Origin of the sequence: Leucobacter celer subsp. astrifaciens (assembly GCF_001273835.1) — a bacterium.
GTDB lineage: Bacteria > Actinomycetota > Actinomycetes > Actinomycetales > Microbacteriaceae > Leucobacter > Leucobacter celer.
This window is the reverse complement of the sequence record NZ_JHEI01000133.1, coordinates 1-12563: the sequence shown is the minus strand read 5'-3', so window position 1 is coordinate 12563 and position 12563 is coordinate 1. Positions and strand designations below refer to the sequence as shown.

Below are 12563 nucleotides of genomic sequence, written 5' to 3'. Positions count from 1 at the left end.
CTATTCGCCGAGCTCCGAGCCCGTCTCGCCGTCGACCTCGAAGAGACGCGCGGCTTCGCGACGATCGATGGCGGCGGAGACGAGACCCGCGAAGAGCGGGTGCGGGATGCCCGGACGGGATCGCAACTCGGGGTGCGCCTGGGTGGCGATGTAGAAGGGGTGGGACTCGGCGGGCAGCTCGACGTACTCGACCAGCTCGCCGTCGGGGCTGGTGCCCGAGAACGAGAGCCCGGCCGCGGCGATCTGATCGCGGTAGCGGTTGTTGACCTCGTAGCGGTGACGGTGGCGCTCGCTCGCCACGGGCGCACCGTACAGCGTCGCCGCGAGGGATCCCTCGGCGAGCGCCGCCTCGTAGAGGCCCAGGCGCATGGTGCCGCCGAGGTCGCCGCCGTCGATGATGTCGACCTGCTCGGCCATGGTCGCGATGACCGGCACGGGGGTCTCGGGGTCGAACTCCGTGGAGGAGGCGCCCTCGAGGCCGGCCACGTTGCGCGCGTACTCGATCACCATGCACTGCAGGCCCAGGCAGAGGCCGAGGGTGGGGATGCCGTTCTCGCGGGCGAAGCGCAGCGCGCCGAGCTTGCCCTCGATGCCGCGGATGCCGAAGCCGCCCGGCACGCAGATGCCGTCGACGTCGCCGAGCGCCTCGCGCGCCCCCTCGGGGGTCTCGCAGTCGTCGGAGGGCACCCACTTGATGTTGACCTTGGTGGAGTGCGCGAATCCGCCGGCGCGCAGCGCCTCGGTGACCGACAGGTAGGCGTCGGGCAGATCGATGTACTTGCCGACGAGCGCGAGCGTGACCTCGCCCTTCGGGTGGTGCACCGCGTCGAGCACGGGCTGCCAGTCGGTCCAGTCGACGTCGCCGGCACGATCGGTGAGCCCGAGGTTCTCGACGATGGTCCGGTCGAGGCCCTGATCGTTGAGCAGGCGGGGCAGGTCGTAGATGCTCGGCACGTCGATCGCGTTGACCACGGCGCTCTCGTCGACGTCGCACATGAGCGCGATCTTGCGCAGGTTGTCGTCGGTGACCGGGCGGTCGCTGCGCAGCACGAGCGCGTCGGGCTGGATGCCGATGGAGCGGAGAGCCGCGACGGAGTGCTGGGTGGGCTTGGTCTTCTGCTCGCCCGAGGCGCCCATGAAGGGCACGAGCGAGACGTGCACGAAGAAGACGTTGTTGCGGCCGAGCTCGTGACGCACCTGGCGGGCCGACTCGAGGAACGGCTGCGACTCGATGTCGCCCACCGTGCCGCCGACCTCGGTGATGATGACGTCGGGGCGCGGATCCTCCTCGGCCTGGAGGCGCATGCGGCGCTTGATCTCGTTGGTGATGTGCGGGATCACCTGCACCGTGTCGCCGAGGTACTCGCCGCGGCGCTCCTTCGCGATGACCGTCGAGTAGATCTGACCCGTGGTGACGTTGGCGGCCTGCGACAGGTCGATGCCCAGGAAGCGCTCGTAGTGGCCGATATCGAGGTCGGTCTCGGCGCCGTCGTCGGTCACGAAGACCTCGCCGTGCTGGAACGGGTTCATGGTGCCGGGATCGACGTTGAGATACGGATCCAGCTTCTGCATGACCACGCGCAGACCGCGCGCGGTGAGCAGATTACCCAGACTCGCGGCGGTCAGGCCCTTGCCCAGAGAGGAGACCACACCCCCGGTGACGAAGATGTGCTTGGTGATGCCGGTCCGGTCCGCGCGCTGCTCTGTTCCCACGGGCTTCGATCCTATCACTTGAAGGGTACTTGCGAACAGCGGTCGACGCCCGCCCGCTCGGATCGCGCTCTCCCGCTCGCGCGGGATCGGCTCACCTCAGCCAGAATACGCGCCGGGGCCCGGTCCAGCGCACCGCACCGCCGTCATCCTGCGCGCAGCGAGCGCAGCGACCCGGCCCGCCCACGTCATCCTGCGCGGAGGCGAGCTCGCGATCCGGCCCACCCGCGTCATCCTGCGCGGAACGAGCTCGCGAGCCGACCCATCCACGTCATCCTGCGCGGAGGCGAGGAACGAGCCGGAGTCGCAGGATGCAATGCTGGGGATCCTGCGACTCACTACGCTCGCGCAGGATGACGGGGTGAAAGACTCCGCGAATTCGCGCGGGATGACGGGGTGAAGGGCTCCGCGACTGCGCGCGGGATGACGGGGTGGGGCGACTCCACGACCGCGCGCGGCATGACGTCTGTCAGGTCGCGCCTCGGCGCGGCGCATAGGCTGGGGTGCGCCCGCAGAGCACGGGCACGGACTGGGAGACGGGATGCAGCGGGCGGGCACGGAGACGACGGGGATCGCCGTAGCAGTCGAGGAGTCGGCGGCTGCGCGGGGCATCGTTCTCGACGCGGAGCAGCGCGCGCTGCTGGACGAGGTCGCAGCCTTCCTCGAGGGGCGGGTGGAGAGCGGCGGCGAGACCGCCGGCTTCTACGTGCACGGCCCGGCCGGCCGGGGCAAGACCTGGCTGATGTCGGAGATCTTCAGGGCCGCTCCGCTGCCCGAGTCCCGGAAGCGCCGCGTGCACTTCCACACCTTCTTCCAGGAGCTGCAGCGCCGCTTCGGCGCCCGGATGAGCGCCCGCGCTGCGATCGAGGAGACCGTCGAGGAGCTGCTGAGCGGGGCGCAGCTGTTCTTCTTCGACGAGCTGCACGTGCACGACCCCGGCGGGGCCAGCCTGCTGAACCGCCTGCTCGACGAGCTCACCCGCCGCGGTGTGCCGACCCTGCTCACCTCGAACTACGAGCCGGAGGGGCTGCTGCCCAACCCCGTCTACCATCACGTCTTCGTGCCCGGCATCCGCATCATCCGCGAGCGCTTCGCCGTGCGCGTGCTCGACGGGGGCGCGGACTACCGGCGCGCGGGCGGATCCCGCAGCGAGGCGGGCTTCGGATCCGGTCGCTGGCTGCTGTCGTCCGACGAGAGCGCGATCCGCGAGGCCGGGCTCGCACTGCCCGATGCCGGCGAGCGGACGACGGTGCTCCACGGACACCGTGCGCTGCACGCGCTCGCGGCGCGCGGCAGCGAGATCTGGTTCGACTTCTCCGATCTGCTCGAGGCGACCTCGATCGCGGAGGACTACCTGGATCTCACCGCGAACTTCGACTCGTGGGTGCTGAGCGGAGTTCCCCCGCTCTCCCGGGCGAGCCGGGAGGCCCGTCAGCGCTTCGTCGCCCTCCTCGACGTGCTGGTCCACGCCGACCTGCCGCTGACGGTACTCGCCGAGACCGACCGCGCCGGCCTGGTGGACATCGAGGATCCCCCGGCGGATCTCTTCCGCGCCGAGAGCCGGCTCGCGCTGCTGCGCGGCGCGTAGCCACACCCGGCGAGCGGCTGCACAGGTATCGAGCAGCTCCGGGGCTGGCACCTCAGAGCCGGGCTGCTCAGGGGCGCTGCGCGCCGATCACCCGGACGTTGCGAGCCGCGCGCAGGGCATCGGCCTCGCGCATGGCTTCGGCCTCGGGGTCGGGCAGATCGATCTCGGCCCACACCGCGTCGAGTGATAGACCGAGCACCGCGGCGATCGCGGCGATCGTCGAGAACGCCGGTGTAGCGATGCGGCCGGACTCGATCTTGCGCAGGGTCTCGGGCGAGATCCCCGCGCCGAGCGCGGTCTCGAGCATCGAGCGCTCTCCCCTGGCGCGGCGCAGCAGAGCGCCGAGTCGCTGCCCGCGCGCGATCTCGGCGGGGGTGAGCGGCAATCTGACCATGGCACCGATTCTAGTACCGGGATACTATTACCGGTATAGTTATTGCAGATTCAGTCCCCGAGAGAGGCGGCGCATGATCGAGATCCTGAACCCGGACGAGCTCTCCCGAGCCAGGACGGCCGGCGCGCTGGTCGCCGACATCCTGCAGGCGCTCCGAAGCCGCAGCACGGTCGGCGCGAACCTGCTCGACCTCGACCGCCTGGCCCGCACCATGATCACCGAGGCCGGGGCGCGATCCTGCTACGTCGACTACGCCCCGTCCTTCGGGCGGGGACCGTTCGGCCACTACGTCTGCACGGCCGTCAACGACGCGGTGCTCCACGGAAGACCCCGTGACTACCCGCTCGCCGACGGCGACCTGCTCACCCTCGATCTCGCCGTCTCCCACGACGGAGTCGCCGCGGACGCGGCCATCAGCTTCATCGTGGGCGCCTCCAGACCGCCGGAGAGCGTCAGGATGATCGAGACGACCGAGCGCGCGCTGGCCGCGGGCATCGCCGCCGCCCGGCCCGGCGCCCGCATCGGCGACCTCTCCCACGCCATCGGCACGGTCCTCGGCGACGCCGGCTACTCGGTCAACACCGAGTTCGGCGGGCACGGCATCGGTTCGACGATGCACCAGGACCCGCACGTCTCGAACACCGGGCGACCCGGCCGCGGCTACCGGTTGCGCCCCGGCCTGCTACTCGCGCTGGAGCCCTGGGTCATGGCGGACACCGCTGAGCTCGTCACCGATGCCGACGGGTGGACGCTCCGAAGCGCGACCGGCTGCCGGACGGCTCACAGCGAGCACACGATCGCCATCACCGACGACGGGGCCGAGATCCTCACCCTGCCGCGGAAGACCCGGCCGTGAGGGACGCGGCCGTGAGGCCCGGGGAACGAGGAGCCCGGGCCCTCGACGCCTAGCGCAGTTCCTGTCGCGGCACCCAGACCTGCTTGATGATCATCAGCACCATCGCCGTGACCGGGATGGAGATGAGCGCGCCGAGCAAGCCGAGCAGCGTGCCGCCCGCGAGCGCGCCGATCACCACGAGCGATCCGGGAACCGACACCACGCGGTTCATGACGCGCGGAGTGAGCAGGTACGACTCGATCTGCATGTAGATGAGGTAGTAGGCGGCCGCGATGATCGCGGTGGTGGGCGAGTTGAAGAGCGCCACGATCGAGACCAGCACCGTGGCGGCGACCGAGCCGATGAGCGGGATGAGCGCGAGCAGGAAGACGCCGACCGCGACCAGGCCGGCGAACGGCACACCCACGATCGTCATCATGACGAAGCCGAGCACCGAGTTGATGAAGGCGAGCACCACCATGCCGTTGACGTAACCGCCGACCGACTTGGTCACCTGCTCGGTGATGTCCATCACCTTCGCTCGGCCCGAGCGCGGCACGAGCGAGTAGAAGGCCCGCTTGATCGTGCGCAGCGATGCGAGGAAGTAGAGCGTGAGGATCAGCACGATCAACCCGGCCGTGAGGCCGTTGGCGATGCCGATGCCCGCCTGCCACACGCCTCCCGCGACCTGCGCCCAGTTGCTCGGGTCGCCCACCAGATCCTGCCCCATCGTCAGCAGGCCGTCGAAGTCGATGAACTGGCCGAAGCGCTCCTGCAGGTCGAGGAACCACTGCTGCTGGGTGACATCGCGGAACAGCGTCGGAGCGCTGCGCATGAGGAGCGAGATCTGATTCGCGATCATCGGGATGATGATCGCGAGGAGCCCGGCGATCACCAGCACGAAGCCGCCGAACACGACGCCGATGCCGAGCGGCCGGTTCAGGCCCTTTCGCTCGAGCCAGCGCACCGCCGGGTCGAGGCCTAGGGCGACGAAGAGCGCCGCAGCCACATACATGATGATGGTGCTGAGCTGATCGACCATCGCACCGAACAGCAGCGCCACGAGCACACCCAGCGTGACCGTGAAGCCCAGCTGGAACGGGCTGCGCACGACGAACTCGCGGATGTGCTCCTTCGCCCGCTCCTCCCGCGCGTCCGCCGCAGCCTCGCGGGCATCGCGGTACATCTCCCGGGTGTCGGAGTCCATCTGCTCGATGTCCGCGTGCACCACGTCGGGATGATTGTCGATGTACGCCGCCTTCGCCGCCGCGTCATCGCCGAGAGCGGGCTTCGCGGCGCGGCGCGTGCTTCGTCCGAACAACTTCACCATGTTGGCGAGCGTAGCACTCGGCGGCGACATTCACGCATCGCGCAGCGCCAGCAGTTCGGCGGCGTGCTCGAGCGCGCTCCCCGAGTCGCTGAGGCCGGACAGCAGTCGGGCCATCTCCGCCAGCCGTTCGTCGCCGTCGAGCCTGCGGCAGCTGCTCTCGGTGAACCCGCCGGAGGAGTCCTTGACCACCTGGAGGTGGTTGTTCGCGAACGCGGCCACCTGCGCCAGGTGCGTCACCACGATCACCTGAGAGGTCCGCGCGAGGCGCGACAGACGGCGGCCGATCTCGATGGCCGCAGCGCCGCCGACGCCCGCGTCGACCTCGTCGAACACGAAGGTCGGCACGGGATCGGCGCCCGCGAGCACCACCTCGAGCGCCAGCATGACGCGTGACAGCTCGCCGCCCGAGGCGCTCTTGGCGATGGGGCGGGGTGCCGAGCCGGGATGCGGGCTCAGCAGCAGCTGCACCTCGTCTCCCCCCGAGGCGCCCAGCGCATCGAGCGGCGCCACACGCGCCACGAACTCGGCGTCCGGCAGGGCGAGCTGGCGCAGCTCCACCGTGACGAGTTCGGAGAGGCGCGCCGCTGCGGCCCCGCGCAGCTCGGAGAGGCGCGCCGCGAGCGAGCGCTCGCGCTCCGTCGTCGCCTCCAGGCGCGCGGCGAGCTCGTCGATGAGGTCGTCGTCGCCGTCGAGCTCGGTCAGGCGCCGCGCCGCGCCGGCCGCGTACTCGATCACCGCGACCGAGTCGGCTCCGTAGACCCGGAACAGGGCGTTCAGGGCCGCGAGCCGTTCGTTCGCGGCCGCGAGCTCGCCCGGTCCCTCCTGATCGAGGTCGGAGGCGTAGGCCGCGAGTTCGCGGGCCGCGTCGGCCACCTGGAAGCTGACGCCGCGCAGCGTCTCGAGCACCGCGGCGAGCCGCTGGTCGTGGTCGGCGACCCGCTCGACCTCGCGCACGGCCTCGTCCACGAGGCCGCCGGCATCACGGCTCATCGGGTCGTCCGAGTCGCTCGAGAGCGCCTCGTGCGCGGACTGAGTCGCCGAGCGCAGAGCCTCGACGTTGCTCAGCAGGTCGATGCGCTGGGCGAGCTCCGCCTCCTCGCCCGGCTGGGGATCCACCGCGGCGATCTCATCCAGCTCTCCGCGCAGTCGCGCCGCCTCCGCGGCCCGCTCGTCGCGGGCGTCGGTCAGCTCGGTGACGCGCTCGGTGAGCTCCTGCCGCTCACGGTGCGCTCCGCGGTACTCCTTCAGCACGGCGGCGAGCTCCTCGCCGCCGAAGCGGTCGAGCGTGTCGCGCTGCGCCGCGAGCGACTTCAGCCGAAGCTGCTCCGACTGCCCGTGCACGGCGAACAGCCGCTCCGCGAGCCGCCCGAGCGAGCCGACCGGCGCGCTCGCCCCGCCGACGCTCGCCCGGCTGCGCCCCTCGGCGCTCACCGCGCGGCTCAGCACCAGCTCGCCGTCCTCCACATCGCCGCCGATGTCCTCGACGATCCCCGTCACGACCGGGTCCTCGGTGCGCAGGACCCCGCCCACCCGGGCCTGCGCCGCCCCGCCGCGCACGGCGCCCGCATCGCTGCGCTCGCCCATGAGCAGGCCCAGCGCGCTCACCACCATGGTCTTGCCCGCGCCGGTCTCACCCGTGATCGCGGTGAAGCCGGGGCCGAGCGGCAGCGTCGCATCGGCGATGACCCCGAGATCCCGAATCCGCAGCTCCTCGATCACGCGACGCCCTCGCCCTCGCGCCGCGAACCGCGCCAGCCCGAGACCGGCAGGTGGAACTTGCGCACGAGACGGTCGGAGAACACGCCCTCGTTGAGTCGCGCCAGGCGCACCGAATGCTCGGAACGGGACACCTGCACGATGGAACCGGCCGGCAGCTCCGTGCGACGGCGCCCGTCGCACCACATGACCCCCGGCCCGATGTTCTCGGGCAGGATGCGCACGCTCAGCACCGAGTCCGTTCCCGTCACCAGCGGCCGATCGAACAGCGCGTGGGCCGCGATCGGCACCATCAGCATCGCCTGCACGCTCGGCCACACCACGGGGCCGCCGGCCGAGAACGCGTACGCCGTCGAGCCCGTGGGGGTCGCGAGCACCACGCCGTCGCACGCGAACGACGAGACGGGCAGCCCGTCCACCCCGATCTCGACCTCGAGCATGCGGCGTCGCTTCTCGACGCTCGCCTCGTTGAGCGCCCAGGTGTCGGCGATCACCTCCCCGTCGCAGGTGGCGCGCACGTCGATCGTCAGACGCTCCTCGACCGTGTAATCGCGCCGCAGCACCCGGTCGATCGTGGACGTGAGGTCGTAGCTCTCCATCTCCGCGAGGAACCCGACGTGGCCCAGATTCACCCCGACGATGGGGCACTCGGATCCGCGCAGCAGCTCGGCCGCGCGCAGGATCGTGCCGTCGCCCCCGAGCACGATGGCGACCTCGAGCTCGTCCACCGCGACGTCGCGGCCGAGCTGAGCGATCTGCTCGATCTCGATGTGCGGCGCGAACTCCTCGCGATCCTGCGCATCGAGCACCGGGAGCACCCCCGCCTCGTGCAGGGCCGACACCGCCTCGACCGTCGCGGCTACCGCCTCGTCCCGGTGCGTGTGCGAGACGATGAGGAATCGTCGCACGCCGCTGCCCTGGGTAGTGGTCATGATCCTCCCTCCGTCCGCGTACTCGACTGCGCGTTTCGCGCCGGAGCTCCGCAGAGCAGCACGATCCGCTCTTCCCATTCTGTCGGATCGAGCGTCTGAGCGCCCGCGCGTTCTCCTCGCGCGAAGTGCACGAGGAACTCGCGGTTGCCGCTGCCGCCGGCGATCGGCGACGCGGCGAGACCGTGCACGACGAGATCGAGCTCGAGCGCCGCCCGCAACACGATCCGGATCGCCTCGGCCCACTGCCCGGGATCGGTGACCACCCCGTCTCGCACCCGGCCCACCTCGAACTGGGGTTTGATGAGCAGCACCAGATCGGCCTCGGATGCCACGCTGCGCGCGATCGCGGGCAGCACGAGCGTGAGCGAGATGAACGACAGGTCGGCGACGACGAGGCTCGGCCGCTCCGCGATGCCGGTGTCGGCGGCAAGCCCCTCCGGCGTGAGCTCCCGCGCGTTGCACCCCTCGACGAGGCGCACGCGCGGGTCGTCGCGGAGTTCCGGAGCGAGCTGATCGCGGCCCACATCGATCGCCTGCACGGCGACCGCGCCGCGCTCGAGCAGCACCTGGGTGAAACCGCCCGTCGATGCGCCGACGTCGAGTGCGATCCTGCCCGCGGGCGAGACGCCGAACCCGTCGAGCCCCGCGATGAGCTTGTGCGCGGCCCGGCTCACATAGCGGTCCGCAGCGGTGACCTCGACGCGGGATCCGGAGTCCACGCGCACCCCGGCCTTCGCCGCGGGAACCCCGTCGAGCAGCACACCGCCGCTCGCGATGAGCTCGGCGGCGCGGCTGCGGGATCGGGCGAGGCCCAGCTGCGGCAGCACGCGGTCGAGCCGCTCGGGCTCGCCACCCCAGACGGCCTCTCGAGGATCCCGTTCCGGGTCACCGGGACCGGCTGCCGCGTCAGGAACCACCGTGATCGCCTCGCTGCAGCTCGGCGAGCAGTTCGTCGTGCAACTGCTCGAAGCCGGCCGCGCGCTGCGTCAGGGGCTGCGCCTCGATGAGTTCGATGCGCCCGAGCAGGCCGTCTTCGTCGCGCGCCGCGGACGGCTCGGCCGACTCAGCCGGTTGCACCGCGCGACCCTCGTTTCCGCTCATGAGAACAGCCTATCCGCCGCATCCGACGTCGGCCGTCTCAGGAGCGCCAGTGATCCTCGTAGAGGATCTCGGGAACCTTCAGCCCGTAGATCGCGAGGCCCGAGGCCCAGATCGCCGCGCAGCCTGCGCGCAGCAGGTCGAGCGGCGAGTCGCCCTCGGCGACGACCTGGGCGACGTGGCCGTCCATCCGCACCTTCGCCGCGCCGACCCGCATCGTGCCGTCCTTCAGGCGCTCGGTCGTGGGATACGGCTCGTGCAGTTCGGCGAGCGACGCGACGATGTAGTCGGGGCGCATGTCCTGCGACGCGGCGACGAGCTGCTTCGGGCGGTCGACGCCGGTGAGCACGTGCAGCGAGGGGATCTCGGCCGCACGGGCGCCCTTGATGTCGGTGTCGAGACGATCCCCGATCATGAGCGCGTTGCGGGTGCCGAAGCGCTCGAATGCCGCCTCGAAGATGGGGGTCTCCGGTTTGCCCGCGAACACCGGCAGGCGCTGCACCGCGGTGTGCACCGCCGATACGAGCGTGCCGTTGCCCGGCGCGAGCCCGCGCTCGACGGGGATCGTCCAGTCGGTATTGGTGGCGATCCAGGGCAGCGGATCGCGGCCCGGCTGCTCGGCGAGAGCGAAGGCCGCCTCGGCGAGGTGCTCCCACCCCACATGCGGTGCGAAGCCCTGCACCACCGCGGCGGGCTCATCGTCGGCGCTCCGGGTCACCTCGAAACCCGCTTTGCCGAGTTCGTCAACCAGTCCGTCACCGCCCACCACCAGCACGCGCGAGCCGGCGGGAACGGTGCGTGCGAGCAGCGCCACAGCCGCCTGCGGGGAAGTCACGACATCGCGCGGCTCCGCACGCAGCCCCAGTTCCCTGAGGTGCTCCGCGACGGTGCGGTCGGTGCGCGAGGCGTTGTTGGTGACATACGCGAGCTGCGCCGTCTCGCTCGCCCGGTTGAGCTGCTCGATCGCGCCCGGGATCGCGCCGGGCCCGCGATAGACGACCCCGTCGAGATCGGCGAGCAGCAGCTCCCGCTCGGCGATCGGGGCGGGACCGAGCTCCGAGGTCTTCTTCCCGAACAGTCCCACTACGCGTCCTTCCCGGTCTTCCGCTCCTCCGGATCCTCGATGATGCCGGCCTCGGCCAGCAGCTCGTCGACCTCCGCGGCGATGTCGTCCTCGATGCCGGGGGCCGCCTCAGCCGTGATGTCGGCTTCGGCATCGGCATCGGTCTCGGCATCGGCATCGGCATCGGCATCGGCATCGGCGACATCGTTCGCGGATGCGTCGTCGAGCTCCTCGTCGGCGTCCCCGGCCTCAGGGGTTGCGGGCTGCGGTTCCTCCGGGGCGTCCGCCTCGCGATCCTCCTCGAGCTCCTCTCGGGACTCGTGGATCTCGAGCACCTCGAGTTCGTCGAGCGCACCGAGATGATCCTGCAGCGCGGCTGCGGCGCGGTTCGTGTGCTGCTGCCAGGTCCGGGCCTCGGAATCGCGGCCCAGATCCTCGAGCACGGCTGCGTAGGCCGCGAACAGGTCCGGGCTCCACGAGAAGGCCTTCTTGGGGTTGAGCTCGGGAATCTCGAGCTCGAACAGGGCCTGCTGAGTCTGGCCGAGATCGAGACGGGCGCCGGACATCGCGATGGCGAGGTGCACGCGCTGCTCGGTGTCGAGCTGCTTCTTGTCGATCTCGAGGCCGGTCTCGATCGCCTTCTCGGGGCGCCCGAGCCCGCGCTCGCAGTCCACCATCAGCGCGACGTGACCGTCCAGGCCGCTCAGACGGCGGTAGGTGCGCAGCTCGCGCAGTGCGAGCGCGAAATCGCCCATCCGGTACGCAGTGATCGCGAGCGTCTCGCGCGTCACGGGGATGCGCCCCGCGCGACGGCTGGCGGAGAGCGCGTGCTGGTGCGCGAGCTCCACGTCGTCGTCGATCAGCAGGGCGACCATGGCCAGATGGCGCGCCACGCGATCCTGGATATCGGCCTGCAGGGTCTTCAGCTCGTTGCGCGCCGCCGGGTGCAGATCCTTCGCCTGCACCTCGTCGGGGATGACCGGATCCTGGTGCTCGGCGCGCACGGGTCGCAGCTCGTGCTGCAGACGCTCGGCCTCAGTGTACTCGCGGTTGCTCCCGCCGCGGTCGCTCCGGCCACCGCCACGGGTACCCCCGCGACCGTACTGCTGCCGGTCATCGCGACGCGGACGATCGAAACCGCGAGCGCCTCCCTGCCGTTCGCCCTCACGGCGGGGCCGGCGATCGTCGCGGTCGCCGTACTCGCGACGCGGACGCCGATCGTCGCGGTTCCCGGAGTCGCTGCGCGGACGGCGATCGTCACGGTTCCCATCGCCGCTGCGCGGACGACGGTCGTCACCCTCACGCCGGGGACGGTTGTTATCCCGGTCCCCGTAATCGCGACGGGGCCGGTTGTTGTCGCGGTCGCCGTACTCCCGGCGGGGGCGCCGATCATCCCGGTTCCCGGAGTCGCTGCGCGGACGACGGTCATCGCCCTCACGCCGGGAGCGGTTGCTGTCCCGAGCCTCGTACTCGCGGCGAGGCCGACGGTCGTCACGGTTCCCCGAGTCGTTGCGGGGCTGGCGATCGTCTCGATCCCCGTATTCCCGGCGGAACCGACGATCCTCGTATCCGCCACCGCCGCGGGAGTATCCGTCGCGTCCGCCGTCGCTCCGCTCGTTCTGCGGCCGCGGACGCCCCTTGCCATCGCCGCTGCCGCCGCGGCGATCGTCCCGGCCTCGATCGCCCTGGGGGCGGGAGGAACCGGGACGCTTCGAGCCGTCGTACTTCTTCCGGGGGCCGCGATCCGCGGATTCGTCCCGCTGGGGTCGATCATTCATGGGTGCCTCCGGAAGTGCGCTATTGAGCTATTCGAGTCTACAAATGAAAAGAGGGCCGCACAGTGAGCGCCAGCTCTGGCGTTCACTGTACGACCCTCGAAAAGGTGTCCGGCGGTGTC

At 70.9% G+C, this 12563-nt stretch carries 12 protein-coding genes; 3 read left to right on the top strand and 9 right to left on the bottom strand.

Going from position 1 to position 12563, the window contains the following annotated elements:
* Nucleotides 1-1713, bottom strand: a complete 1713-nt coding sequence (locus tag AMS65_RS02540) for a CTP synthase (RefSeq protein ID WP_053382614.1) — start codon at nucleotides 1711-1713, stop codon at nucleotides 1-3.
* Between the two features lie 538 nt (nucleotides 1714-2251).
* Here AMS65_RS02540 and zapE point away from each other — a divergent pair.
* Nucleotides 2252-3298: a cell division protein ZapE gene (zapE, locus tag AMS65_RS02535; protein WP_053382613.1), complete on the top strand. Its 1047-nt coding sequence runs from the start codon at nucleotides 2252-2254 to the stop codon at nucleotides 3296-3298.
* A gap of 67 nt (nucleotides 3299-3365) precedes the next feature.
* On the opposite strand, the gene AMS65_RS02530 is transcribed toward zapE, so the two are convergent.
* Complete coding sequence (locus AMS65_RS02530) at nucleotides 3366-3692, bottom strand: helix-turn-helix domain-containing protein (protein WP_053382612.1); 327 nt, start codon at nucleotides 3690-3692, stop codon at nucleotides 3366-3368.
* Nucleotides 3693-3765: 73 nt separating this feature from the next.
* Here AMS65_RS02530 and map point away from each other — a divergent pair, with 73 nt between their 5' ends.
* Nucleotides 3766-4548, top strand: coding sequence for a type I methionyl aminopeptidase (gene map, locus AMS65_RS02525; protein WP_053382611.1), 783 nt, complete (start codon nucleotides 3766-3768; stop codon nucleotides 4546-4548).
* Nucleotides 4549-4597: 49 nt separating this feature from the next.
* On the opposite strand, the gene AMS65_RS02520 is transcribed toward map, so the two are convergent.
* The 7 genes from AMS65_RS02520 to AMS65_RS02490 are packed head-to-tail and all read right to left on the bottom strand — an operon-like array spanning nucleotide 4598 to nucleotide 11670.
* Nucleotides 4598-5857 carry an AI-2E family transporter gene (locus AMS65_RS02520; protein ID WP_053382872.1) on the bottom strand — a complete coding sequence of 420 codons (1260 nt, stop codon included), beginning with the start codon at nucleotides 5855-5857 and terminating at the stop codon, nucleotides 4598-4600.
* 30 nt (nucleotides 5858-5887) lie between these two features.
* Nucleotides 5888-7576, bottom strand: coding sequence for a DNA repair protein RecN (recN, locus tag AMS65_RS02515; protein WP_053382610.1), 1689 nt, complete (start codon nucleotides 7574-7576; stop codon nucleotides 5888-5890).
* On the bottom strand, nucleotides 7573-8505 hold the full coding sequence (locus tag AMS65_RS02510) for an NAD kinase (RefSeq protein WP_053382609.1): 933 nt from the start codon (nucleotides 8503-8505) through the stop codon (nucleotides 7573-7575). Before AMS65_RS02510 ends, recN begins: the two co-directional genes overlap by 4 nt.
* Entirely contained in the window at nucleotides 8502-9422 is a 921-nt protein-coding gene (locus tag AMS65_RS02505) for a TlyA family RNA methyltransferase (protein WP_083451425.1), read from the bottom strand. Before AMS65_RS02505 ends, AMS65_RS02510 begins: the two co-directional genes overlap by 4 nt.
* The gene (locus AMS65_RS02500; protein WP_053382608.1) at nucleotides 9412-9606 is read right to left on the bottom strand and encodes a hypothetical protein; all 195 of its coding nucleotides are present in this window, start codon (nucleotides 9604-9606) and stop codon (nucleotides 9412-9414) included. Before AMS65_RS02500 ends, AMS65_RS02505 begins: the two co-directional genes overlap by 11 nt.
* 37 nt (nucleotides 9607-9643) lie before the next feature.
* The gene (locus AMS65_RS02495) at nucleotides 9644-10687 is read right to left on the bottom strand and encodes an HAD-IIA family hydrolase (protein ID WP_053382607.1); all 1044 of its coding nucleotides are present in this window, start codon (nucleotides 10685-10687) and stop codon (nucleotides 9644-9646) included.
* Nucleotides 10687-11670 carry a hypothetical protein gene (locus AMS65_RS02490; protein WP_241489311.1) on the bottom strand — a complete coding sequence of 328 codons (984 nt, stop codon included), beginning with the start codon at nucleotides 11668-11670 and terminating at the stop codon, nucleotides 10687-10689. The genes AMS65_RS02495 and AMS65_RS02490 overlap by 1 nt, the downstream gene beginning before the upstream one ends.
* Here AMS65_RS02490 and AMS65_RS02485 point away from each other — a divergent pair.
* On the top strand, nucleotides 11656-12510 hold the full coding sequence (locus AMS65_RS02485; RefSeq protein WP_157502023.1) for a hypothetical protein: 855 nt from the start codon (nucleotides 11656-11658) through the stop codon (nucleotides 12508-12510). The two genes, AMS65_RS02490 and AMS65_RS02485, sit on opposite strands and share 15 nt — an antisense overlap.
* Nucleotides 12511-12563 lie beyond the last annotated feature (53 nt).